The organism is Aliivibrio fischeri, from assembly GCF_009727955.1.
Classification (GTDB): Bacteria; Pseudomonadota; Gammaproteobacteria; order Enterobacterales; family Vibrionaceae; genus Aliivibrio; species Aliivibrio fischeri_A.
Genome location: NZ_WOBR01000010.1, coordinates 278,639 through 303,132, shown reverse-complemented (window position 1 = coordinate 303,132; position 24,494 = coordinate 278,639). Strand labels below are relative to the sequence as shown.

General features: G+C 37.5%; 21 protein-coding genes. 4 read left to right on the top strand and 17 right to left on the bottom strand.

Annotated features, from left to right (window positions below; genetic code table 11):
* Positions 1-139 precede the first annotated feature (139 nt).
* Positions 140-1,435, top strand: coding sequence for a hemolysin family protein (locus GNP81_RS14500; protein ID WP_063655277.1), 1,296 nt, complete (start codon positions 140-142; stop codon positions 1,433-1,435).
* Between the two features lie 51 nt (positions 1,436-1,486).
* On the opposite strand, the gene GNP81_RS14495 is transcribed toward GNP81_RS14500, so the two are convergent.
* The 3 genes from GNP81_RS14495 to GNP81_RS14480 all read right to left on the bottom strand — a co-directional run bounded on the left by GNP81_RS14495 (position 1,487) and on the right by GNP81_RS14480 (position 4,486).
* The gene (locus tag GNP81_RS14495; RefSeq protein ID WP_155673875.1) at positions 1,487-2,359 is read right to left on the bottom strand and encodes a hypothetical protein; all 873 of its coding nucleotides are present in this window, start codon (positions 2,357-2,359) and stop codon (positions 1,487-1,489) included.
* A complete protein-coding gene (locus GNP81_RS14490; protein WP_196587363.1) occupies positions 2,359-3,075 on the bottom strand; it encodes an ABC transporter ATP-binding protein in 717 nt (238 codons plus the stop codon). Before GNP81_RS14490 ends, GNP81_RS14495 begins: the two co-directional genes overlap by 1 nt.
* 502 nt (positions 3,076-3,577) lie before the next feature.
* A complete protein-coding gene (locus tag GNP81_RS14480) occupies positions 3,578-4,486 on the bottom strand; it encodes a LysR family transcriptional regulator (protein WP_155673873.1) in 909 nt (302 codons plus the stop codon).
* 110 nt (positions 4,487-4,596) lie between these two features.
* Here GNP81_RS14480 and GNP81_RS14475 point away from each other — a divergent pair, with 110 nt between their 5' ends.
* On the top strand, positions 4,597-5,154 hold the full coding sequence (locus GNP81_RS14475; protein ID WP_155673872.1) for an NAD(P)H-dependent oxidoreductase: 558 nt from the start codon (positions 4,597-4,599) through the stop codon (positions 5,152-5,154).
* 148 nt (positions 5,155-5,302) lie between these two features.
* Positions 5,303-6,100, top strand: a complete 798-nt coding sequence (locus GNP81_RS14470; protein WP_155657500.1) for a RecX family transcriptional regulator — start codon at positions 5,303-5,305, stop codon at positions 6,098-6,100.
* A 60-nt stretch (positions 6,101-6,160) separates the two neighbouring features.
* Here GNP81_RS14470 and GNP81_RS14465 read toward each other — a convergent pair whose 3' ends face one another.
* The 12 genes from GNP81_RS14465 to GNP81_RS14410 form a co-directional block, all read right to left on the bottom strand.
* A complete protein-coding gene (locus GNP81_RS14465) occupies positions 6,161-6,916 on the bottom strand; it encodes a hypothetical protein (protein WP_063647922.1) in 756 nt (251 codons plus the stop codon).
* A gap of 98 nt (positions 6,917-7,014) precedes the next feature.
* Entirely contained in the window at positions 7,015-10,128 is a 3,114-nt protein-coding gene (locus tag GNP81_RS14460) for an efflux RND transporter permease subunit (protein WP_155673871.1), read from the bottom strand.
* Positions 10,129-10,149: 21 nt separating this feature from the next.
* Positions 10,150-11,304 (bottom strand): efflux RND transporter periplasmic adaptor subunit, encoded by a 1,155-nt coding sequence (locus GNP81_RS14455; RefSeq protein WP_155673870.1) that lies wholly within the window; start codon positions 11,302-11,304, stop codon positions 10,150-10,152.
* Between the two features lie 222 nt (positions 11,305-11,526).
* On the bottom strand, positions 11,527-12,768 hold the full coding sequence (locus GNP81_RS14450) for a BatD family protein (RefSeq protein WP_155673869.1): 1,242 nt from the start codon (positions 12,766-12,768) through the stop codon (positions 11,527-11,529).
* A complete protein-coding gene (locus tag GNP81_RS14445; RefSeq protein ID WP_155673868.1) occupies positions 12,768-14,543 on the bottom strand; it encodes a vWA domain-containing protein in 1,776 nt (591 codons plus the stop codon). The genes GNP81_RS14450 and GNP81_RS14445 overlap by 1 nt, the downstream gene beginning before the upstream one ends.
* Positions 14,536-15,588, bottom strand: a complete 1,053-nt coding sequence (locus GNP81_RS14440; RefSeq protein WP_155673867.1) for a vWA domain-containing protein — start codon at positions 15,586-15,588, stop codon at positions 14,536-14,538. Before GNP81_RS14440 ends, GNP81_RS14445 begins: the two co-directional genes overlap by 8 nt.
* Positions 15,581-16,111, bottom strand: coding sequence for a DUF4381 domain-containing protein (locus tag GNP81_RS14435; RefSeq protein WP_155657505.1), 531 nt, complete (start codon positions 16,109-16,111; stop codon positions 15,581-15,583). Before GNP81_RS14435 ends, GNP81_RS14440 begins: the two co-directional genes overlap by 8 nt.
* A gap of 2 nt (positions 16,112-16,113) precedes the next feature.
* Entirely contained in the window at positions 16,114-17,076 is a 963-nt protein-coding gene (locus GNP81_RS14430; protein WP_155657506.1) for a DUF58 domain-containing protein, read from the bottom strand.
* Between the two features lie 7 nt (positions 17,077-17,083).
* Positions 17,084-18,067, bottom strand: coding sequence for an AAA family ATPase (locus GNP81_RS14425; protein WP_155657507.1), 984 nt, complete (start codon positions 18,065-18,067; stop codon positions 17,084-17,086).
* A gap of 28 nt (positions 18,068-18,095) precedes the next feature.
* Positions 18,096-19,391 (bottom strand): anaerobic sulfatase maturase, encoded by a 1,296-nt coding sequence (locus tag GNP81_RS14420; RefSeq protein ID WP_155657508.1) that lies wholly within the window; start codon positions 19,389-19,391, stop codon positions 18,096-18,098.
* A gap of 66 nt (positions 19,392-19,457) precedes the next feature.
* On the bottom strand, positions 19,458-20,978 hold the full coding sequence (locus GNP81_RS14415; RefSeq protein ID WP_155657509.1) for an arylsulfatase: 1,521 nt from the start codon (positions 20,976-20,978) through the stop codon (positions 19,458-19,460).
* A gap of 50 nt (positions 20,979-21,028) precedes the next feature.
* Complete coding sequence (locus tag GNP81_RS14410) at positions 21,029-21,790, bottom strand: hypothetical protein (RefSeq protein ID WP_155657510.1); 762 nt, start codon at positions 21,788-21,790, stop codon at positions 21,029-21,031.
* 184 nt (positions 21,791-21,974) lie between these two features.
* Here GNP81_RS14410 and GNP81_RS14405 point away from each other — a divergent pair, with 184 nt between their 5' ends.
* Positions 21,975-22,838, top strand: a complete 864-nt coding sequence (locus GNP81_RS14405) for a LysR family transcriptional regulator (protein WP_155657511.1) — start codon at positions 21,975-21,977, stop codon at positions 22,836-22,838.
* Positions 22,839-22,888: 50 nt separating this feature from the next.
* Here GNP81_RS14405 and GNP81_RS14400 read toward each other — a convergent pair whose 3' ends face one another.
* Both GNP81_RS14400 and GNP81_RS14395 read right to left on the bottom strand, forming a co-directional pair.
* Positions 22,889-24,112, bottom strand: coding sequence for an HlyD family secretion protein (locus GNP81_RS14400; protein ID WP_155657512.1), 1,224 nt, complete (start codon positions 24,110-24,112; stop codon positions 22,889-22,891).
* Positions 24,105-24,467 (bottom strand): MFS transporter, encoded by a 363-nt coding sequence (locus tag GNP81_RS14395; protein WP_155657513.1) that lies wholly within the window; start codon positions 24,465-24,467, stop codon positions 24,105-24,107. The genes GNP81_RS14400 and GNP81_RS14395 overlap by 8 nt, the downstream gene beginning before the upstream one ends.
* Positions 24,468-24,494 lie beyond the last annotated feature (27 nt).

Genomic DNA, 24,494 nt, shown 5'->3' with positions numbered 1-24,494 from the left:
AACTATATGTTTATTCATTAACAAGTGCTTAAAATAAGGTCAATATAGTTATTGACCTTATTGTAAATCAGGCATATAAGAGTAGGAAAATAATAACGTATGTACGTTGTTTTTATTACTTAATAATTCGAGGTTTACATTGGATATTGCCATATTACTTTTTCTAATTGTGATTAATGGTGTGTTTGCTATGTCTGAGATTGCTCTCATGACAGCAAAAAAGAGTCGATTACAGAAATTAGCAGCAGAAGGCAGTAAGTCAGCTGCTAAAGCGATTAAATTAGGCGAAGAGCCTACTCAGTTTTTATCTACCGTACAGATAGGTATTACCGGGATTGGTATCTTAAATGGTATCTTGGGTGAGGCCGCGTTTTCTGGCCCGATCTCAAATTTCCTTATTTCATTTGGTGTTCCAGCAGGATTAGCGTCTACCGTTTCGACCATGTCGACTGTTGTGATCATCACTTATGTGTCAATCGTTGTTGGTGAGCTTGTTCCAAAACGTATAGCTCAGTTTCACGCAGAACGTATTGCAACGCTGATAGCGCCATTGATCAGCATGCTAGCTTCTATCTCTCGACCATTTGTATTCTTATTATCTATCTCAACAGATGCGATTTTACGTTTATTAGGTCGCTCAAATAGCGATGAAGCATCGATTACTGAAGATGATATTCACGCTTTGCTTTCAGAAGGCTCTGAGCAAGGTGTTATTGAAAAACATGAGCACAGTATGGTGCGAAACATCTTACAATTAGATGATAGACGAGTTGCATCATTAATGATCCCAAGAAATGAATTGGTTTATTTCGACACCGAGCAATCGTGGGATGAGAACTTACCGAAATTATTGCGCTCAGAATATTCTATTTACCCTGTAACACGTGGTGGAATGGACAATGTACTTGGATTTACAACATCACGATTTTTACTAAAAGCAGCACATCAAGAACACCGAACCAAATGGTTAATGCGTAATTTATTACCTTGTTTAACGATTTTAGAAACAAAATATGGCAGTGAATTGTTGGAGTTACTAAAAACGACGGGTGAAGAGATAGCTCTAGTCGTTGATGAATATGGTGATGCTCAAGGTATTGTAACGCAAAAGAACTTGTTAGAAGCGTTAGCGGGTGAGTTTAAATCTGAAAACCCGAATGATGCATGGGCTGATCAAGTATCAGAAACGGAATGGGTTTTAGATGGTTCAATTCCGACAACAGTGCTAAAAGATACCTTAAATCTGGCTACTTTACCTGAAGAGAAAGAAGGGGATTACCAAACACTGACAGGAATGTTTATGTGGCTAACAAGCAATGTACCTGCTGTTGGAGATACCTTAGAGTATCAAGACTGGAGTTTTGAAGTATTATCTATTGATAATAATAAAGCGAATAAAGTTCGAGTTACTCAAGTTCAGTCTGAATTGGTTTAGAAATCATAGAATAATAAATAAAAGGAGATCATATGATCTCCTTTTTTGTTTTTATTTTTTAATCAACCAACTTGGGTTTAATGATTGCCACGAGATTTCTGTTGTTCGATATAAAGAAATACTAACAAACAGAGCGATAGCCCCAAGCAAAGCGTATAGACTTAAAAAACCTATGCCAGCATGTTCAAAACTGGCTAATGGGTTGTGTGATAATAAAACGGTCGTTGGTATTTGGTATATATGAGACAGAAATTGAGAAATCCCATCCCAACCTAACACCCAATTGGATAAGAGCTTTAATGCATATCCTCCCAAGAACAATACAATTAATGGTGAATTAGATACTTGGGATACGGCCAGTATTAACCCTGCTATTGGTAACATAACAATGCTGACTAATAGCATTCGAGTTAAAAATTGAAACCAGCTAGTTATCACGTAAAGAAGCGATGAGTGCTCATGCAACAAAACGAGAACAGAATCACTGGATAAGCTAATAAACCATAAACATAAATTGGCAATAAGCACTAAAATAGAGAAAATTAGTGGAATAACAATAAGCCCAAAAGTAAGTTTAACTGCATGTGTGTGTTGGCTTGTAACTGGCATACTGCGCCAAAAAGCAGAACTGCCTTCGTTACGTTCTTTGCGTAAGGTTTTAGATAAATATGTTGTGCTTAAAGCAAGAGATAGGATCCCCGCCATAAAACTTAACATGAGTTGCACATCGTTTGAGAATTCAGTAGAAAAAGGCGTAAAATCGCCCTGAGTTTGAACAGAAATAAACAGATTATCTTGCAAGTTGGTATTCATCATTAAACTTAAAAAAAGCAACACACCACATAGCAGAATAAATAGTGGTACACGGGTTACTGTTTTATGTTCAATCAACTCTTTTTGTATCATATAGAAAGAAGGACGCATTACACTGTCTCCTTTTGTAAAGTGATAAACAGATCAGCGAGCGTTCCCTGAGGGATATTCTGCATCGTGTCGAATTTGACACAATTTCCTTGTTTTAGAATCAGAACATCAGTGAGTAGTTTTTCAATTTCACTGACCTCATGGCTTGCGATGATTAAGCATCTATCACCTTGATTAAACCATTCCATTAAGTTGCTATAAAAGCTATCTCGATATAACAAATCCAAGCCGAGAGTGGGTTCATCCAGAATGAGTACTTTTACATTGGTAGAGATAACAAGAGCTAAATGAACTTGGACTTTCATCCCTTTAGATAAACTACCAATTTTACTACTCAATTTAATGTTGGTTTTTTCTAATACCGACAATGCTTTATTAATATCAAAACAAGGATGAACGCCTGATGTGTATGTTAAGATTTGTTTTATTGTCATCCATTCAGGCAACACATTTACATCCGAGATATACGCTAAATGCTTCATTAGCTCTGCGTGATTTTCGATTGGATCTAAACCATTAATTTCAATATTGCCGCTATAACGATGTGCACCTAAAAGCGCATTGATAAGTGTCGATTTTCCTGCACCATTGTGTCCAAGTAGGCCTAATACTTGGCCAGGAGATAAAGTGAAGCTGATATTATCAAGAGCTTGTTGAGCTTGATTCGAGTCAGGGTAGTGTTTAGATACACCACTCACTGTAATAATAGGATTCATTCTATGCCTTAGCTGATTGAATTGATTATGGTTATTGAGTAGCAATACCATGATAAGTTCCATAAATAAAGAAATGCGGCAAAATTAGCAACTTATCAATAAGAAAGAATAGATACTTAGCATTCTTCTCAAATATATGATTAGTAATGCTCAAGAGACTTTTGTTTTCATGTGGCAAATTGTGTGTCACATATAAATAAAAGAGAGTAAGCAGATCACACAATGATCTTTTAATTTTATGATAAGTAAAGATTGCAAAATAAGACGGTTCGAAGAGAGACTGCAAAAAACCTATCAACGATTTGGCTATGTATCATTAGATTCGATTGTAAAAAGTTATTATGAATGTCGTGCTGAGTATTCAGATTTTACTCCGTATAAACAACGGGATTTTGTCCCCGTAAGTTATGAGAAAACGAAATTATCGCCTCAACGGTTAAATCAAGTGCTCTCTTCACTGGAAAAGGCTAATGCAGTGAAAAAAGCACAATTTATTTAATTGTTATATAGTTGGATTAATAACGCTCTCTATATGGGAGCGTTGCTCTTTAATGTACTTCAAAAAGCACTTAGATTTCTCCGATAGAAAATGTTTATCAAAATAGATCAAACTGAGTGGATTCTTTTGTATATTGACACTATCTAATACGGTAACGAGCGTGTTTGTTTTTATAGCTTCTTTAGCGACAAACTTAGGCAATAAAGTAATACCATTTCCTGATTCAGCTAAAGATTTAGCGATAAATAGATTATCAACTCGATACTTTTTATATGTATTCAGTTCTAATACATGATCATCACTTGATACAAACCAAGGGACTTCTTTTCCATCGATATTGATAATGATGCAAGGATGTTGAATTAGCGTTTTCGGAGTGATGCCTATGGTGCTCTTTTCAATAAAGGAAGGTGCAGCGACTAACACATACTCTATCTCACAGAGTTTATATGCAATTAAGTTTGAGTCTTCCAGTTGCCCGATACGAAAAGAAAAATCTATATTCTCATTAAGGAGTTGTTCATTCCTGTTTGAGGAAGAAATATCAAAATTGATTAATGGATGCTGCGATGAAAAAGAGCTAATTAGACTCGGTAGTAAAAATTGGGACAATGTATCAGAGGTTGATAACTTGAGTTTACCACTGATTTCTTGTGAGTGACTTTCAATTGTTGACTGCAGCTCTTCTAGCGCCATTTCTAATAGTTTAGTCTTAGGCAATAAACGTTGGCCAAATTCAGTTAGAGTTACTGATCTTGTATTACGAATAAAGAGTCTTTCCCCTAGTTGAGATTCCAATTGTTGAATACGTCGACTGACTGTTGTTGTAGGGATTGATAAGCGTCTTGCCGCTCCTGAAAAGCTTTGATACTGAGCAACTTTTGCAAATAATAGCCAGTCTTCCTTCATCATTTAATCCTTTTATTATCCCATAAATGGAAAAGTGAAACCCAACAGTACCATATTATCAAAATGAAATATTCATCTTATTCTACTCACTTACCCACATAAGAGGCGATAAAATGAAGAAAATTACGATTATTTCTGGTCATCCAAATCATGAAAGTTCCATTAGTAATAAAGCGATTCTTGAATACTTAGAAAGTAACATTATGGAAAGTCAGCTAAACATAAGAAAGCTCGAAGATTTAAATACGCATTTTGAGTTTAATATTATTGAGGAGCAAGAGGCTTTATTACAGGCTGATACCATCATCTTTCAGTTCCCTCTATTTTGGTATTCATTCCCTGCTCTGATGAAAAAGTGGATTGATGATGTGATTTGCTATGGGTTTGCGTTTGGTGGTGAAAAGGGGGCGCAATTAAAAGATAAACAGTTTATTTTTTCTTTTACGATTGGTGGACAAGAGTCTGCGTATGGTAATGAAAAGGAAATCGCATTAACGATAGATGAACTGTTAAAACCATTAAAGCAAATGCTGAGGTATTGTCAGGTTAAAGATATTAATTATGTTTATAGCCATAATATGCTTTATATCCCTGATATGTATGGTTCGGTTGAAGATATTAATGTTCGCTCTGAATGCCATGCGAGCAAGCTATTATCTATGCTTAATTAATCGTGATTAAAAGACTGTATGAAATCATTCAATACGGTCTTTTTATTTTAATTAACGACAATATATCAGAGGTATTTTCAATTTGTCGTAGTAACCAAAGGCGAAGTGCTTTAGAGTCGGTAGATATTCCATTGTCTTCGAGGTTTTTATGTTTACTCAACGTCCCATTAAGCAAGCAAAAACGATTGATAACGTTTATGGTAGTGCTTTTTATCACCTTGAAGCAAAAGATCGTACGATTGATGAATTGAGAAAAAAGCTAGAAGCAAAAACGGATAATCAAGAATGGATTGATACGGTTTTGTCTGATCTTATTGGCCGAGGCTACCTTAAATCAGATAAGGATTTTGCTATTAATTTTGCCGAGATGGCATTCAACTCAGAAAAAGGCAGTCAATTCATTTTATCTAAGCTAAAAGAAAAAGGGATTAACGAGTCAGATGCAAATGAGGCGATTGATTATTTGATCAATCGTGATGAAATTTGCGAATTTACTATATTGAACAATCGTTTAAGTAATATGACGTTAGATTCGTATTCAAGCGATAAGCTATATTCAACTTTAATGAAATACGGTTTTAAATCTTCCGACGTACGAGAAGTCATTAAGTCTCATCCTATTGCATCAACGCTTCCTTCTAAAATGCAAATAAAAGCAGAGAAAGCTGATATCGTTAAAGAAATAGAAAAGTTGGCTCGTAAGTTAAAAGGAAAATCCGTCATTAAACGAGAGCTTCAACAAAAACTGATTGATGTTACAAACTTTGATGAACAAATTGAAAAATTAGAAATGGATGGTTCGATTGATTTTTATGAAAACTGCCGACTACGTTTAGATAAAAAACGCTTTGATTTGAGTAACTCAAAAGAGAAAAGCAAAGCTTATGCTTACTTATATTCTCATGGATTTAGTTCAGACGAGATAAAAGAAGCGTTGAATAGCTAAATTGAGGTTAAGTGTTAGATGACGCCTATTGTGCGTCATCTAACAAACAAATAAATTTAATTAATCAAATGTGTATTTATACGTGATACCGAAGCGTTCTTCTTGACCGTAGCTATTATCAATCATATAAGTGAAAGTGCTAAGGGTTTGTTTTTCAGCGAGCTTGTAACTTACACCACCGAATAACCACCATGCATCGTAATCATTCGTGCCTTTTGCAGCTCCTGTTGCCATCATTAATGTTAGCTTTTGGCTTAATGGTTTTAATGCAAAAGCACCAACATAACCGCTCTGATTGCTCGTTGGAACCATCATGTAATGATCGTCAAATGTAGGTGTGTTGTCTAGGCATTTACCTGTAGGGTTATTCACATCACACACTTCTTCTCCATCGTTGTAGTTGTAACCAATCGTTGGAAAAATCTGAATACCTAAAGGTTCAAATCCGAAGTAACTCAAAGGAACAAATGTACCTACACTATAGTTTGTTTGTGTATTTTTGTTATCAAATTCATTTTTACCAAAATTAAAATTGACGATACCAAAATCAAAAAGCCATGACCCACCAACGCGCCATTCACTCTGGTCATCATTTAATCTGATATTTATTTTTCGTACGGGATCGAATGCAATAGACCCTGTGAGCGACCAGCTATCATTATTAGTATCGTAATTATCGCTGTAGGTAATTCCTAGTTCTGTTACGACTCGGGTGGGGTCGTCAGCCAGTTTTTCAGAATTAGGTTTTACTGTTCCCGCTGCATTAGCTCCGCATGAAAAGAGAAGAGGTAGTAATATAAAGGGTTTAATTTTCATTATGTAAGCCTGATAAATAATAAAGATAGTAATCAATAAACCTACAAAGTATGAAAATACAATTGTAGGTTTAATGTTAATGAGTATATTGTTTTCAATTATTTTTTAGGATTGAATCTCTCTCTTAAACTCTGCATTGTCACAAAAAAGACAGGTGTAAAGATTGTGCCTATCAATGTTGAGAGGATCATGCCGCCAAATACTGCAAATCCCAATGAATGACGAGATTCAGCACCTGCACCGGATGCAATAACCAGGGGGAAAACGCCCCAAATAAATGCAAAAGCGGTCATTTGAACAGCTCGAAAACGCAATCGAGCTGCTTCTTTAGCGGCCTCAATAATTGAATAGCCTTTCTCTTCTCTTAGCACTTTGGCAAATTCAACGATTAATATAGCTACTTTGGCTGACATACCAATCAATATGACGATACCAATTTGAACGTATAAATCGAAAGGTTGGCCAAGAGCGAATAGGGTTGCCATCGCGCCTAAAATAGCAATAGGAACCGCCATCATAACAGCTGTCGGAATACTCCAACTTTCATATTGAGCAACTAAGAACAGATAAGTAAATAAGAGAGATAGAGCGAAGGCAATAGGAGCGGCATTGCCTGCTTCTAGCTCTTGATATGTCATTCCTGACCATTCAAATGAATACCCTTTAGGCAGTTCATTCTCTGCGAGTTTTTCAATGGCTTTTACAACATCACCAGAGCTGTAACCTGGTGCCGGAACACCATTAATGGTAGCAGAACCAAATAAGTTGTAATTCATGAGTGAATCAGGGCCAAATATTGGCTTTATCTTCACTAAGGTTCCTAATGACACCATTTTCCCTGTGTTGTTTCGTACATATAGGTTATTGATGTCATCGGTGCTGTCTCGATACTCTTGTTCAGCTTGTACCTTTACTTGAAAAGATCGTCCATAGATATTGAAATCAGAGATGTACGCACCACCCAGTTGAGATTGTAACGTTTGGAAAATATCGTTAAGTGGGATCCCCATTGATATTGCTTTATCTCTATCAACATCGATGAAACGTTGCGGTACGTTGGCTCTAAAAATAGAAAAAGCGCGCGCAACTTCAGGCAATTGATTTATTTTAGCAACAAAGTTCTGTGTAGTTTGTGCTAATGCTTGTGGTGACCGCCCTAGGTTATCTTCTAGAACAAAGTTAAAGCCATCAACAGAACCCATACCACGAATAGCAGGGGTAGCAAAAACCAGAGCATTAGCGTTTGGAATGGTGTTTAGCATTTGTCGAACTTTATTCATTAATGCTTTTTGGTGCAGAGCTGGGTCTTTACGCTCATCCCAATTGTTTAGTTTGATGATAAGCATCCCTGCGTTAGGGATTGCAGACATGTTAATTAAAGAGAATCCACTAACAGAAACCACATCTTCGACACCATCCATTTCTAAAAGATCTCGAGTATAATCCTGCAGAATAGGAATGGTACGTTGTAAGGATGCGGAATCTGGTAATCGCATTTCCACCATAAATGCCCCTTTATCTTCATTAGGTACAAAGGCAGTAGGAATGGTCATAAAGGTGTAGCCTAAAACGCCAATAAGGGCGATGTAGATAACACTTGATACCAAGAGACGTTGACTCATAAAACCAACAAGAAATTGGTATTTTTTCGTTACAGCGTCAAATCCGCGGTTAAACGCTCTAAGTGGCGCAACCGGTTCACTGTGTTTATCCGTTAAGATTAATCCACATAGTGCAGGTGACAGAGTTAAGGCGTTAATGGCTGAGATTAATACTGATACACAGATGGTTACCGCAAATTGGTTAAACATTTTTCCTGAAATACCAGGAAGTAGGGCAACAGGCACAAACACTGCAAGCAAAATTAACGTTGTGGCAAGAACTGGACCTGTTACTTCTTTCATCGCCTCAATGGTTGCAGGGATAGGCTTCATGTGTTTTTCGTGAATGATACGTTCAACGTTCTCTACAACGATAATCGCATCATCAACCACAATACCAATAGCGAGTATTAAACCAAAAAGTGAAATGGTGTTTATTGTCATTCCCATTAGGCTCATTACCGCAAATGTTGCAATAATCGAGACTGGAATAGCAATGATAGGGATGGCGGTAGCTCGTAAGTTTTGAAGGAAAACATACACAACAATCGCAACTAACAAAGCGGCAATAATTAATGTTTCGTACACTTCATCAATAGAGGCTTCAACATATTCTGTGGAGTCATAAGCAATGTTATATTCCAAATCATCAGGAAAGGTTTTGCTGTACTCCTTCATGGCAGCTTTCACTTTGCTCATAGCATCAAGAGCATTAGCGGTTGGCAGTTGATACAGAGCCATAACGGCTGCGGGTTGATTGTTTAATTGACCATCCGCTTCATAACCTTGTGCTCCAAGCTCTAAACGAGCCACATCCGACAAACGAATGATTGATCCATCTTTATTCGCACGAATAACAATATTAGCGAATTCATCTGTTGAGGTTAACCGCCCTTTGGTTTGTAAAACATACTGGTTTTGTTGTTGATCAGGAGCTGGCATCCCACCAATTTTCCCAGCAGCGACTTGAATATTTTGTGATTTAACTGCACCAATGACATCTTTAGCTGTTAAGTTCAACGTACTCATTTTATTTGGATTTAACCAAATACGCATAGAGTATGATTTTTTACCAAGTAAGGTGATGTCACTCATGCCCTCGAGGCGTTTTAATCGTTCGACAAGGTTAAGATCAGCGTAGTTTGATAAATAAATACTGTCGTAAGTTTTATTTGGCGAACTAAGGGTGACAACACCTAAAATATCGGATGATTTTTTACGGACCGTTACCCCAATTTGTTTCACTTCGGGTGGAAGGGTTGACGTTGCTTGCGATACTAAGTTATTAACACGAACTTGTGCCATGTCCCCGTCGGCACCAATTCGAAAATAAACTCGAAGACTATAGCTACCATCATTACCAATGTTTGAAGACATATAAATCATGTCTTCTACACCATTGATTTTAGATTCTAAAGGCTGTGCTACGGTTTTTTTTACCACATCGGCATTCGCCCCAGGGTAAACGGTATTTACAATAATTACGGTTGGTGAAATAGCCGGATATTCTGCTATTGGTAATACTTTTAGTGCAATTAAGCCCATTAATGTCATTACCAATGAAATCACTAATGCAAATTTAGGCCGGTGAATAAAAAATTTACTTAACATGATGTCTGTCCTAATTGTGCATTACTTTTCAGGTGTGATTTCTTCAACTTGTATTCCCGGACGGATTTTTTGTAAGCCTTCCGTCACAATACGATCACCATTATTTAAGCCTGAAATAACGGCTTTATTGGTGCCATAAGCTTGCCCTAAGATCACATACTGCTGTTTAACTATATTCTTATCATTAAGTTGCATGACATAGTTACCCGCTTGATCTTGTTGGATGGATGATTTTGGAATTAATAGACCATCAACAGTACGTTCTTTTAAGCCGATTTTAATTTTGCCAAATTCACCCGGCATTAATGAGTAGCCAGTATTATCAAAAATGGCGCGGACATGAATCGAACCTGTTGATGGGTCTATTTTGTTGCCTACGGCTGCGATCTTGCCATTTTTTGCGTATTCAGTGCCGTCAGATAATGTTAAGCGAATATCTAAATTAAGTTTTTTGTTTTTATTTCTCACAATATCAATAGCACTACGAATGCGGCGATATACTTTCTCATCTACGTTAAAGTCAAAGTTGATAACATCCACTTTTGTTAGAGAAACTAAGCTATTTTTCATTGTTGAACTTGGTGGAAGAAGTGCTGTAATTTGCTCCCCTACTTTGTAGCGAGAAAATCCTAATCGACCGGAGAAAGGGGCATAAATACGTGAGAATTCCAAATCGAGTTGAGCGGACTTTAATGTTGCTTGTTTTTCAGATATATCAGCTTTTGCAGATTCATAATTAGCAATGGCAGTATCGTATTGCTGAACACTGATACTTTTATCTTTGATTAGCTGTTTTGCACGCTCTGCGTTGCTTGTTGTCATTTTTAATGTTGCACGCGCTTTTTCTAATGAGGCTTTTGCAGAATTGACCGCTGCATGGAAAACTCGAGGATCTATTTCATAGAGTAAATCGCCTTTTTTTACAAAATCACCATCTTTAAAATGAATCGCTTTGAGTTCACCACCAACTCGTGGGATGATCTCTACACTACTTACTGATGATGTTCTTCCAATAAACTCTAAATGGGGAGTAATTGGTTGTGGATTTAGAGTTAGTGATTTCACTTTAGGCAGTGAAGGGGTTACTGCTTGTTTGATTTCTTCTTTATTACAGCCGCTTAGAAGTAGGGTACTAAGGAGGCTAATAATAAGAGAATTGGCTATTATTTTTTTCATGAGTTTTTCTCAAATTTTAATTAAAATACACATGTAGTTACATTTAAACCTTACTATTATTAATGTTATAAATAAGGTCGAAATTTAGGTCGTGAGAGATAGCACACGGTGATTTAACAACGTTTTTTTTGCTTTTATATTTCGTTGATAAATATTTTTATTTAATTTTTTTGCTTAATATCTTTACTGTAAAACTGGAATTTAAGTCTGTTTTTTTCTAAATCACTTCTTAATTTTGAACCATATCCATAATGTTTTAATTTTTGATATTTCAGAGGTTTGTAGATTTTCACTTTGAATATCCCACTCTTTTTTATTATTGGGTTGGTACTTTTTGAGCTCTAATTGGTCTGTTTTTTTTGCGTATTTTCTATAGATATAAAGTCGAATGCTTGGCCATGCGTGAGAGTACATTGATTGACACAATAAATAGAAATCAGGGTAAGGGTGTGTACGATAATAGAGTCTGATTTTCTTTGTTAATAAAACAAGAATGGTACTGCTGATCAAGAACAAAGAGATGCAATACCAATAGGCTGCTAGCCATGATATTAGTGTGTGTTTGACGATAAACGTTTTCCCTTCTAAGAATAATGTTTCTGACTGCTGTGTGGTGGTATTCCAAAACGGAATGGAAATTGGAGGTAAAGTGACTTTTCCTCCTTTTTGTAAGATATAGGTTTCCGATTCTTTTTTGATTGAAGTGAAATTACCTCGGGTATTTTTATCAATAAGTTGAACTGGGTCCGTATAACGTTGAAGGGCATTTATCTTTTCATTGGGGATAACTGTTGGAAGTAACATGGCGAGAGAATCAGGTACTTCTAAAACAGTGGTTCGTGTTATTACATCTCCGACTTTTAATTGAAATGTTTTATTGTCGTTTGGTGTATTAATTTTATTTTTGGTCGAAGAGATGTATTGCCATTCTTGAGTGAGTGAGGCCTTAGGAGCAACTATCCATTCATCAGGATTCGTCATTTGACTTGTTGGACGCTTTGCAGAAAAACGGTGTGGTTGAGTAAATAAAATACCAGTAATGCTTTTTCCTGTTTTTACTGAAACGGTGACTTTTACACCAATGGATGGCACGGTGAATTGTCCCGATTTTTGTGGGAATAGGGGGATCTCCCAACGTTGATGTGACCATGTTTGCTCTCCATCCATTAGGCTATAATTGGTGGCTTGTAAATTACGTTGTTGGGTTATGATATTTGGAATAGATATGCGTTCAATTGCCGTTCCATCGGTGAACCATCGGGGTGTTGCAATATCAACAGTTAGAATAACTGGCTGATTAATTGCGACAGTAGTGGTTTTATTTTTATCTGAATTTAACCAACTTGTGATTGTTATTTTATTATTTACAAGCTCTCGTAGTGTTGGTGATGCTTCTTCTCTAGCATAAAGAGAAAAACTGGTTGCGCTTAGTAATAAAAAAAGGAAGAAGGATATTTGACGCATTATTTATTTCCTTTATCTGAAAGCGTTTGCATATGAAATTTATTTTGTAGAAAGTATTTAGGAGCAGCTTCAACGCGACGTAACCACTTTTCTGCCACTTTTTCATTCGCTAAAATTTGCTCAGCTGAAAGAGTTTGTTTGATTATTTGAGATTCAAGGACTTGTTCATCGGCACCATCAGCGGTTTGAGGCTCATCATCAGGGAGGTCTTGAGATTGTTCTACTTCTCCTGTATTAGCTTGGCTTTCACTTAATCGATTTATTTCATCAATAATATTTTGTATAAGAGTGAGGTTATGTTGAGCTGCTTTATTGTATGGAGAGCGATTTACTATCGCTTGAAATAGGTCACGGGCAGCAAGATATTCACGTTGTCTAGCAAGGGCATTGGCAGTATTAAATAATAAAACATCAATATTTTTTTGATTATCTATTTTATCTTGAGTGTTTACAGACCGATTTTCTTCTAGTGCATTTTGTAAGTCAGGGATCCCTGCCATGAAAGCCGTGTAGGCTTGCTGATATTGTGCTGCATAATAAAATGCAACGCCTTTATGCAAAGGATTTTGATAGTGTTGTGCTGCTTTGGCGTACTCATTGCGGTCAAAATACCATTGACCTTGTTGATCTGGCGTTAGCCATAAGTCCATCCACCATTGGGTGGTTTGAACCCATAATGTTTGTTTGTTATTTGTATTTAACTCATTTGGTGCTGATGTCGATTGAACCATTTTAGCCATGCTAATAGGAGAATAAAGCCCAATACTGCTAACCAGTACTAGGGCTGCGCACCATTGCACTAGCCAACCTCGTCTAAACCACAGTAGCAACAGAAACAGAACAGGAATGAGAAGGTAATAACCAATATCTTCCCAAGGCATAACTGAATCATTGCTGAGTTGCATATGGCGTTCAATTTGGTTATTTAGCCAAATGACATCGTTATTATCTATGGTTATTTGAGTGATGTGCCCATGACTTAATTGATTCAATTCATTTAACGAGTCCATATTAAGAGGGAAATCACTCGACTGGTTACTATCACCAACAGCAAGAATTAATAACTGATTTGAAGAGTGACTGAAATAGTCTTCAAATGCTTGATTATCTGATGTTGTTACTCCGTCAGTAAGTAAAATAACCGTCCCTCTTAATGGCTGATTATTTTTGGATAAAGTTGAAAATTGTTGTTTGATAAGAGGTATTGTTTTGTATGCTGATTTTCCTTCAATCGGCATGATTTTAGGCTCAATAGCTGCGAGATAAGGAGTAATAACAGCAGAGTCTTGTGTTAATGGCATGGCAAGGTGAGCGGTGCCAGAGTAGACAATAAGACCTGTTTTACCACCATCTCGTAATGCAATTAAATCTTGAATTTTCTGTTTTGCACGAATGAGTCGAGTGGGTAATACGTCTTTCTCAAGCATAGAATTACTGGTGTCTAATACGATGAGCAAAGGTGCTTTATCTTCCCCAAAAGGAGAAGGCTGCTTTTGCCAAGTGGGGCCTGCACAAATCAGAATACTAAGGAAAATAACGACAAATAATAGCTTTAATGGTAACTGTTTTTTCCAACTACTTTCGTCTATCAATAATACGCGGTGTAAGTGCTCAGGAAGTTGGTTTTTATTATTCCTTTTCGTATCTTGATGCCATTTTATGTATAGGATGCTAGTGAAGGGGATCAATAGCGATAGCCACAAAGGGCGAATAAAATGAAAGTGAGAAATTATTTGTTTTAATAACGTCCCTAGAGTACTTAATGAATCAAACATGATGGTCTCCTTTGGAATGAAATGTCTTTTTCCATGCGTATTTGCATGACATAAATCCAAAGAAGAACAAATGAATCAGTAACATAACCATCACTGGATATTGATGAATACTTTGTTTTGTTCGATAGGTAGTGCTTTGGTAGAGTTGAGGTTCTAATTTACTAATTTCAGCGTAAGCTTTGATTAGTTCATCTTGATTTAACGCTTGAAATGCCTGACCGCCAGATGCATCAGCAATAGTATTAATAGTATCCATATCAAGGGCTTGTTCTCCTACAGTTTGTGGGTCACCAATTGCAATCATATGTATACGTACACCTTTCACTTTTGCTACTTTTGCAGCATCTACAGGAGGAACGTAACTGTCTGTATCATTGCCATCAGTGAGAATAATTGCGACTTTTTCACGAGAGTTTATGTTGATAGATCGTGAGTTATCATTTTCTTCGAAGCGCTTTATTGTTAGGCCAATAGCATCACCAAGGTGCGTACTTTTTCCTGCCATTTCTACGCGAGTTTGATTGAGTAAATCGAGCCATACATCATGGTCAGCTGTAAATGGCGTTTGTACAAAAGCGGCATCACCAAATAATATGAGACCAAGACGATCCCCTTTTCGTGTTTTAGCAAAATCATTTAATACTTTTTTGACGGCATCTAATCGGCTGATTTTAACCCCGTCGGTTGAGGTGAAATCTTTTTCGGCCATTGAACCAGATAAATCAACAACAACCATCACATCACGACCAAATTGTTCGCGAGTTTGTGGTGGGCCTAATAGCGTTGGTTTTGTTAATGCAATTAAGATCATTAACCAAGAAAGAGAAAGTAAAATTCGTTGCCATTTAGCAGGTGTCAATCGACTTGCATCATCAGATACTGAGATCTCTAACGCTTCAGTAAGGATATGAAAAAATGGCACTTTTATCGCTGATTGCTGGGTTCGATAAGACGGTGCAATTCGGGTGACCAGTAAAGGTAGAGGGAGTAACCATAACCACATAGGATGAATAAATTCGATACTAGACCAAGAAAGGTTAATCATGTGCATTTACCTTCTGATCTTTTTTGTGATAGTTCTCAAGTGAATGATGAAGTAACCAGTATCTGAATTGGTGTCGCAGTACTTCAACTTGTTCTGGAATAAGCGTAAATTTGGTTTCAGGTAACCACATTTGCTGTAATGCCTGCTCGCTTAATTTTTTATGGAAATGCACACAATTTACGGTCTTGGTTTCTAGAAAAAATTGCAGTAGTTCTTTTCCTGATTTCGATGCATTTGATGGTTCTAAATGAACAGCGACACGCTTCATTAGATGAAAAAGTTCACATGTGGCTTTATATGGGTTATCGCTATTAATTAAAGAAATGTCTTTTATTGCAAGGCGACGATAACGGTTTTTTTTATATTTTTTTAATGCATTGTAAATTGCAAATAATGAAAACGCGGTAAAGGCAATAAATAGAATCTTCCAACCGATAGTGTGGGGAAGCCAAGAGATAGAGGGCGGGACTTGGACATCCGCTAACCCTTTTAAAACATAAGTTGTTGGTGGTGTATGAGCCATGACTATCTCGCTCTCAGTAGACGTGTAAATTGAGAGATATGATTTCCTGCAGTTGAAACTTCCATGAAAGGTAAGCGCTTTATAGCCATTAGCTGGCGTAATGCTTCACAACGGTTTTGGTATGTTTTTTCTAGGTGATAATTAGCTTTGATAATGTCTTGTCGTTTTTCTAAATTAATTTGATGTATGCCATTACTGAGAACCCATTTAGATGAAGGGGTTGCCATGAGGGAAGAGTCCATTGGGTCACTGATCAATATGCTTAATATGTCATTATATTTTTGTAGGTGCTTTAATAATGAAACGTCTTCTTCAGTGATGTTTACCCAATCGCTGAATATGATAATGATGCTATTTTTCAAATTACGACGGTTAAGAGAATGAAGTGCGTTTGAGAATGAAATTGAATGTTTTTCTTTTGTATTTACTTGTAGTGATTGATTGATCGCCGCCAGTTTTTTTAGATACTTCAATACATCATTTTGACTGCGTTTTGGTGGCATCCATTCTGTGTTTTTGTCATTGATTAAGAAAAAACCGACGCGGTCACTTTCTTTAACTACACGCCATGCACATAAACTTGCTAGCTCAGCAGCGATGACGGATTTCATGGTATCAATAGAGGAAAAGAATAAGCTTGAACGTTGGTCCACGCATAGAATGACGTTATGATCTTTTTCTTTAGTATAAGATCTGACGTGTGGCTTTCCTGTTCTCAGTGTGACTTTCCAGTCTAAATTACGGATATCATCACCAAGGTGGTAATGACGTAACTCGTCAAAATTTAACCCTCTTCCACGATATTTAGATAGATGACGACCTGATAATTGTCGACTGGTTTTTAAATATGGAAAAAATGAGAACCCATCGATGTTGGTTTTTAATTTAACAAGGCGAGTGTAGTCACAATAAATCCTAGGATCTAATATCTCTTGATTGATCTTTGTATTAGATGCGTGTGTCATACAAGAATCACCCAATAGCCACATTATTTAATAAGACTTGAACGACATCCTTTGAGCTTATGCCATCTGCTAATGCGTCGTAACTTAGGCTGATACGATGACCTAATACGGAATGAGCTACGGCGCGAATGTCATCAGGAAGAACGTGCATTCTATTTTCTAACCAAGCATGCGCACGAGCACACTTATCTAAGGCGATAGACGCTCTAGGGCTGGCTCCAACTTCTATCCATTTTTCTAATTGTGTATGGGGGTAGCGTTCTGGATGACGAGTCGCCATAATCAAAGCCACAATATAGTTTTCTGCAATGTCGGAGACATGAACAGCGGTCAGTTCTTTTCGTCCCGTTAAAATGGCATTGGGATCGATATGAACGTTTTTTTTGCTTGGTTTATTATCGTTTGTTTGCTGTTCTTCATTACGAACTAAGCGAATAATTTCTTTTTCGGCGGTATCGTCTGGGTAATCGACATTCACTTTCATCATAAAGCGATCCATTTGTGCTTCAGGAAGAGGGTAGGTGCCTTCTTGTTCTACTGGGTTCTGAGTGGCTAATACCATAAACAGTTCTGGTAAGTTATGAGTATTATCACTAACAGTAATTGTGCCTTCGGCCATCGCTTCAAGTAATGCTGCTTGTACCTTTGCTGGAGCGCGGTTAATTTCATCTGCTAATACAATGCTGTTAAAAATAGGGCCAGCTTGAAAATGAAGTTGAGGTTTACCATTGATCTCTTGGTATACCTCTGTTCCTGTTACATCAGAAGGAAGTAGATCTGGTGTAAATTGAATACGACCAAAAGAAACGTCTAATGCTTCGGCCAATGTTTTGATTGAACGTGTTTTTGCTGTGCCTGGCAGGCCTTCAAGTAAAACGTGACCATTGGTCAATAATCCGATGATTAGGGATTTCACGACATGCGGTTGACCGATAACAGAACGATTTACGTGATCGAATAATTCAGTAATAGAAGCTTGAGCGTTATGCATAATAATTCCAAATAATATGAGCGTGTTGCTATTTTTGTGCGCTTTCTTGTCGTTGTAGCAATACAGATAATCCTGTAAGCATGGGAAGGCTCTCATCAAAAAAGGCACGAATACCACTGCAGAGGTAATTCAATCCGGGTTCACCATTAGGAGTATTAATTAATCTGTTTTTAGGACATTCTCCCCAGCATAATTTTAAATGTGGGCATGATTTACAGTAGGAAGGAAGACTGTCTCGTTTTGCCATTCCAAAACCGTGTTGACGAATAGAAAAAGCAAATTCATTTAAGCCACGGTCGCGAATATTTCCGAGTTTGTATTCTGGATAGACGTAATGATCACAGCTAAATACATCACCATTGTGTTCCATTGCGAGTCCTTTTCCGCAAAACTCAGCTGTAACGCATAATTGAGATTCTTTACCCATAACTTGAGCGACTGCCGTTTCAAATAGGTTCACTAATACACGTCCTAAGTCGTTGTTTACCCATTCAATGAATACTGTATTTAAGAAATGTCCCCAATCATCAGGATCAACCGACCAATCAGTAACAATAGACATTGGGTGACCGGGTTTTGCCAATTCACTTCCTTTGTTGGGTATCATGGTTTCATTCCAAAACTGAGGGGCAGTAGTGGCAAAATCTTTTGCCTCAACGCAAGGGGTAAACTGGATATAGGTTGTACCGAGTTCTTTTGTTAAGAATCGATAAACATCTAAGGGATGTTTTGCGTTGTGACGGTTTACCACAACAAGAGCATTAAAAGGCACGTGGTGTGCTTGTAAGCGTTTTGCGGCAGCCATAACCAAATGAAAAGTTGGTTTTCCACTTCGAGTTACACGATATTTATCATGCAACTCTTTTGGTCCATCAATTGATAAACCAACAAGAAATTGGTTATCTTTTAAAAATTGGCACCATTCGTCGTTTAATAAAATACCGTTAGTTTGTAAATCGTTTTCGATTTTCACTCCGCTTGGACAGTATTTATTCTGTAATTGAACGATTTTTTTAAAGTAGTCTAAACCCAGTAAAGTGGGCTCGCCTCCCTGCCAAGAAAAGACAATTTCATTACCATCTTGACTCTCAATATAGCTCTTTATGAACACTTCTAAGGTGGTGTCATCCATCATTGGTTGCTTTGGTTGGTGAAGCAACTCATCCTTATGAAGGTAAAAGCAATATTGGCAATCAAGATTACACTTTGAGCCTCCTGGCTTAGACATGACATGAAAACGGCGCTGAGAACCGACTTGTTTTTCTGCTGTTTTTAGTGGAATAACATCTAATCGTGTTGAATGTTTTATTGAGTTGTGTGGCATAACATCACTTATCTTTTAAAATAGTGGCTCTACTCAGAGCCACTATAAATTGCTAGTTAGAGTGGATTAATCTTCTTTTGGAACAAAACTACCGGCTTTCATACGAGGCGGGAATTTTTCAAAAGATTTGTAGATTTTGGCAGCTTCACGTTTTGCTAATGCAAGTACGTACGAACGGTCATACATCCACTTGTCATAACCCATACCACCGTCACCACGCTCTAGTGGATCAACTTTTAAGTCAAAAATTAGCGGTACACGAAGTTTGGTGAATGGGTATCTCCACACATCTAAACCTGTTTCATGTTCTTGGATCATGAAGTGGAATTTCCAGCGTTCGTAACGGATAGCAAGTAGGTCACCATCATCACTCCAATAAGCAAATTCTTTACGGGCACTTTCTTCTGTTTTACCTGTAAGCATTGGTAATTGGTTATAACCATCTAAGTGAACGTTATAATTTTTACCTTGTATACGTTTGCCTTTTAACAGGTCTTTTTTAACGTGGTCATTACCTGCTGCTGCAAGTAATGTTGGCATCCAGTCTTCTAATGACATCATGCCGTTAATATTTTTGCCTTTAGGGATATGATTTGGCCATTTAACCATTGCAGGAACACGGAAACCGCCTTCCCAACCCGTATTTTTTTCACTACGGAAAGGAGTCATTGCTGCATCTGGCCATGTGGCGATCATTGGGCCGTTGTCTGTGGTGTAAACAACGATGGTGTTGTCTTCAATACCAAGATCTTTGATTTGTTTTAGGATTTGGCCTACTTGTTCATCGTGTTGAACCATGCCATCTGCATAATCACCTAGCCCTGTTTTGCCTCGAGCTTTGCCATCAATGTGCGTGTTGTTATGCATGCGAGTGGTGTTAATCCAAGTAAAGAATGGTTTGTCTGCTTTTACTTGTTTTTCGATGAAACTTGAAGCTACGCCCAATACTTCATCATCAATGGTTTCCATACGTTTCTTGGTTAATGGACCCGTATCTTCAATCTTGCCATCGGCAGAAGATTTTATGACTCCACGAGGGCCGTATTGCTTACGGAATTCAGGGTCTTTAGGGTAATCAACATTCTCTGGTTCTTCTTCAGCATTTAAGTGATATAAATTACCGAAGAACTCATCAAAGCCATGATTTGTTGGAAGCATTTCGTCTCGGTCACCTAGATGGTTTTTACCAAATTGGCCAGTGGCATAGCCAAGATCTTTTAGCATTGTTGCTATTGTTGGATCTTTTTCGCTGATGCCTTCAGGAGCTCCAGGCATCCCAACTTTTGATAGGCCTGTACGTTTTGGCATTTGACCTGTAATAAAGGCTGAACGTCCAGCCGTTGAACTTTGTTGCGCATAAAAGTTAGTAAACTTAATACCATCTTTTGCGATACTGTCGATATTTGGTGTTGAATAACCAAGCATATCTTGGTTGTAAGCACTGATATTCCAGTAGCCTACATCGTCACCAAAGATAACTACAATATTCGGTTTATCTGCAGCATGAGCTACAGCAGAGGCGGCACCAAGAGCAAGCGTGCACGCATTAAGTGCAAACTTTTTGGTGTTACGTTTTTTTAAGTTCATAAAAGCTCCATAAAGTGTAGAGTACGTTTAATTAAAAACGGATATTGCTATTAAAATTGGTAGTTGTATTCGATGCGGTGATCGCCTTTGGAGATGTCGGTATATTCACTCCAGTTGGCAAAATATCGAATATTAGATCTCGGATTGATTTGATAAGAAATAGCGAATTCATGAGTTAAAATGTCGCTGTTTCCATTGCCATAAGCACTTTCTTTGTAGTTATCAGATCCGGAAAGGGCAGACATATACATAGGGTTGTAGTTGATCCAAATTTTGTCGGTTAATTGAGCTTTCGCATACATACCAACTAAAGCAAAAGTGCCTGGAATACTGTATCCATTAGCTCCTGTTTGATCGTTTTGGATTGTGACTCCTGCACCAGCAAGAGGGAAAAAGCTGAATATTCCCATCTTTGGTAGGGCTTGGATGATGCTGTATGAGCTTGAGAGGGTTTCAGTTTCTACGTCATAAGACATATCTATTTGATGACCACTTCCGTTCTTCATGTTTGCGCTAAAATTACGAAAACGAAATGAATCGATAGAATCATCGACAGAAGGGTAATCATCACTATTGCGTAGGTTCAGCAGCTCTCCGCCAATCCCTTTAAGTTCAATTATGTTCATTGCAGCAGTATCGGCATTACCTGTATCGTAAGTTTGTCCTACTTTTAGGTTTATGCCTTTATCTGTTATGCCAAAACCTGCTTGAGTGTAAACTGCTAGAGGGTCAGACATGTCTTGTGTTGTATCTTCTGCAATGCATGATAATGAAAATAGAGGAAGCGAAATCAATAAAAGTGTTTTTTTCATTATTTGCTCTTTTTATTTATCTTAATGAGTTAACGCACATTACTGCTATTGAGTAAGTGCGTAATAAATATACCAGTGGTAGAGTGGTGATAAATAAGGTTAACTTATGCCATTACCAAAATTGAATTTATGGATTGGGTGTTTTTTGACTGCTTTTTTAACCCTAAGTGAGTATTAATAAGTTATGGATTTAAATTTAGTTCGTACGTTTATGGCGGTATATCAATGTCAATCATATACAAAAGCATCTGAATTATTAGCGTTGACTCAACCTGCGGTGAGTGCGGCAATCAAACGTCTTGAATCTGAGATAGGTAAGCAATTATTTATTAAGAAAGGTCGTGGAATAGAGGCAACATCAAAAGCGCATGCGTTAGCAACTAAGTTTCAATTCGCATTAGATACGATTAATGATGCGGTTAATGATAAAAATACACTATCGGTGTATTGTGCTGAAATTATTCTTCATTCATTGGTTGGTTTAGAACAAATTAATTTTGCAGAATCTCCACGAAGTCAATCAATATTGTTTGAACACTTAAGGGAACAAAAAGTTGATTTAGTTTTGGACGTTGCGACGATAAAAGATTCTGCCTTTGTTATTGAAGACGCTTACGTTGAACCTTTGGTGGTTGTCTGTGCAAAGAATCATCCTCGAATTCAAGGTGAACTGACAAAAGAAGATTATTATCGCGAATCGCATGTGATTTATTCTGCTTTATGGCAAGGGATGAATGGATTTGAACAAATAGCTCAAGAGCCTGTTGAAGAAAGGAATATTGCATTAACCGTATCTTCATTATCAAGTGTGCTTATGTTTGTCTCGCAGGGGGATTCTTTGGGTTTAGTTTCTCAATCATTTGCAAAGCGGTGGGAAAAACAGCTGAATTTGGCGATTTATCCATGCCCTGTAAAATTAGATAATGCTAAGTATAAGTTTATATACCATAAGCGTTATATTAATGACCCACAGCATCGAAAAGTAAGGCAGCAGATTATTGATAAGTTGAGTAAGAAAAAACCATTTACGGAATGGATGGGATTATAAAAAAGCCCCTCCGCTCGAGAGAGTTGAGCAGAAGGGCAAAACGGAAGTGTTTATAGAGAATAGAAGAAGTAAATTTGTGATTTCATACGAATGATAATGCCACGAATTACATCTAAAAAGGCCATGAAACCAATTGGTTTTTCACCTGATATCCATGCTAACCCTACAGAGCCAACAGGAATATCATAGCCTTGATCTTCTTGCAGTTTTAAACGAACAAAATGATGTTTATTATTAACGTTTAACCCTGTAGTTTGACGTACATTCGTTTCACGACCTAATAAGTTTGCTTGTGCTTCACCAGTCGCTTCAACAATGCCCTCTACTTCAGCAACAAATACTTTTCCTGGGTATACCGCACTTGAGAACTCTGCCGGACGCCCAACTTTTACATTGCGTATGGCTTGATGATTCACACGCATTAATACGTATTTTTCATTGGTGTACATTTGCATACGAGGAACGGTGCCAACGTATTGACCTTCACGTAAGATAAAGTTGGTAACATAACCATCTGCTGGCGCATACACTTTTGTATTGTCTAAGTTCCATTGTGCTTGTGTGACGTTTTCTTGTGCGCTGGCCAATTCACTTTCTTTTGCTTTAACACCTAACTTTGCATTGTCGAAATCAAGATGGGCTTTTTCGTTTGCTAACTTGGCTTTATCAAGTTGAGCAATGGCACTAGCAACGTCAATTTCACCAATAGAAACGAGCGTACCTTGTTCATCTAATGCGCTTTGTGTGATGGTATTTTTTACTTTTCTATTTTGCTCAACGTAACGTTGCAGTGTCAGTTTTTTGTATTTCAAATCTTGGCTTTTTGCTTCAATTTGTTTTTGACTAACCACAATATCACTTTCTGAAGCAATAATGGCTTGGTTGGCCAGTTTTACATTTTGCTTTGCAACGGCGAGTGCCACTTCACTGGCATCAAAAGCCACTTCTGCTTTATTTAGTGCAATTTGATAAAGCTCATCATCGAGTTCATAAACCAACTGTCCTTTTTTGACCTCTTGATTTGGCTTAATATGAATGGCTTTTACGGTACCTTTAATTTGAGTGCTTGCTGGACGTAATTGAATGTGTGGCGATTGAACGACAGAACCACCAGAAAGATCCATTGGGGTATAATTGAGTAATCCGGCCCATACAAATAGCAACCAAGAGCCGCCACCAATATAAGCAAAAGCTTGGGTAAATTTATTCCAAGGCATGCCCACCATTCGAAGTAGGTATATAAAAAGTGCCCATACCGCTAACCCCTCAAGCATGATGATTCTCCTCTTGAGTTGATTTAGCCGTCGATGCTTCTTGTGTCGATGATTCAATGGTTGGAGGCTGTCGCCAAATATCTCGAACTTTAATTAAGGCTTTTTCTGCATCAACAAAGGCACAAATAACGGCTAAAACCCACACCCAATGCCAAACAAATCCTATCCATGTGAGGGCGGTAATTAGACCAATTTGTTGATGTTGTTTGCTATGTGCTTTGTTAATTGGTAATTCATGAAGTTTCCAAAAACCATAACCAAGAGCGACTATGCTTCCTATCATGACGACGCTTGCTGCGATATGTAACCCTAAATCTTGTCCAGAACCAACAAACGGCATGCTGACTAAACTCATAAATGACTCACCTAAATAATAATGGGC

Coding starts and splice junctions, on each gene's coding strand:
- GNP81_RS14470 (WP_155657500.1), top strand. CDS start 5,303: ATGTTTACTCAACGTCCCATTAAGCAAGCAAAAACGATTGATAACGTT.
- GNP81_RS14435 (WP_155657505.1), bottom strand. CDS start 16,111: ATGGCTCATACACCACCAACAACTTATGTTTTAAAAGGGTTAGCGGAT.
- GNP81_RS14420 (WP_155657508.1), bottom strand. CDS start 19,391: ATGCCACACAACTCAATAAAACATTCAACACGATTAGATGTTATTCCA.
- GNP81_RS14425 (WP_155657507.1), bottom strand. CDS start 18,067: ATGCATAACGCTCAAGCTTCTATTACTGAATTATTCGATCACGTAAAT.
- GNP81_RS14400 (WP_155657512.1), bottom strand. CDS start 24,112: ATGCTTGAGGGGTTAGCGGTATGGGCACTTTTTATATACCTACTTCGA.
- GNP81_RS14410 (WP_155657510.1), bottom strand. CDS start 21,790: ATGAAAAAAACACTTTTATTGATTTCGCTTCCTCTATTTTCATTATCA.
- GNP81_RS14395 (WP_155657513.1), bottom strand. CDS start 24,467: ATGAGTTTAGTCAGCATGCCGTTTGTTGGTTCTGGACAAGATTTAGGG.
- GNP81_RS14480 (WP_155673873.1), bottom strand. CDS start 4,486: ATGATGAAGGAAGACTGGCTATTATTTGCAAAAGTTGCTCAGTATCAA.
- GNP81_RS14440 (WP_155673867.1), bottom strand. CDS start 15,588: ATGATTAACCTTTCTTGGTCTAGTATCGAATTTATTCATCCTATGTGG.
- GNP81_RS14430 (WP_155657506.1), bottom strand. CDS start 17,076: ATGACACACGCATCTAATACAAAGATCAATCAAGAGATATTAGATCCT.
- GNP81_RS14475 (WP_155673872.1), top strand. CDS start 4,597: ATGAAGAAAATTACGATTATTTCTGGTCATCCAAATCATGAAAGTTCC.
- GNP81_RS14415 (WP_155657509.1), bottom strand. CDS start 20,978: ATGAACTTAAAAAAACGTAACACCAAAAAGTTTGCACTTAATGCGTGC.
- GNP81_RS14445 (WP_155673868.1), bottom strand. CDS start 14,543: ATGTTTGATTCATTAAGTACTCTAGGGACGTTATTAAAACAAATAATT.
- GNP81_RS14460 (WP_155673871.1), bottom strand. CDS start 10,128: ATGTTAAGTAAATTTTTTATTCACCGGCCTAAATTTGCATTAGTGATT.
- GNP81_RS14495 (WP_155673875.1), bottom strand. CDS start 2,359: ATGCGTCCTTCTTTCTATATGATACAAAAAGAGTTGATTGAACATAAA.
- GNP81_RS14405 (WP_155657511.1), top strand. CDS start 21,975: ATGGATTTAAATTTAGTTCGTACGTTTATGGCGGTATATCAATGTCAA.
- GNP81_RS14465 (WP_063647922.1), bottom strand. CDS start 6,916: ATGAAAATTAAACCCTTTATATTACTACCTCTTCTCTTTTCATGCGGA.
- GNP81_RS14450 (WP_155673869.1), bottom strand. CDS start 12,768: ATGCGTCAAATATCCTTCTTCCTTTTTTTATTACTAAGCGCAACCAGT.
- GNP81_RS14490 (WP_196587363.1), bottom strand. CDS start 3,075: ATGAATCCTATTATTACAGTGAGTGGTGTATCTAAACACTACCCTGAC.
- GNP81_RS14455 (WP_155673870.1), bottom strand. CDS start 11,304: ATGAAAAAAATAATAGCCAATTCTCTTATTATTAGCCTCCTTAGTACC.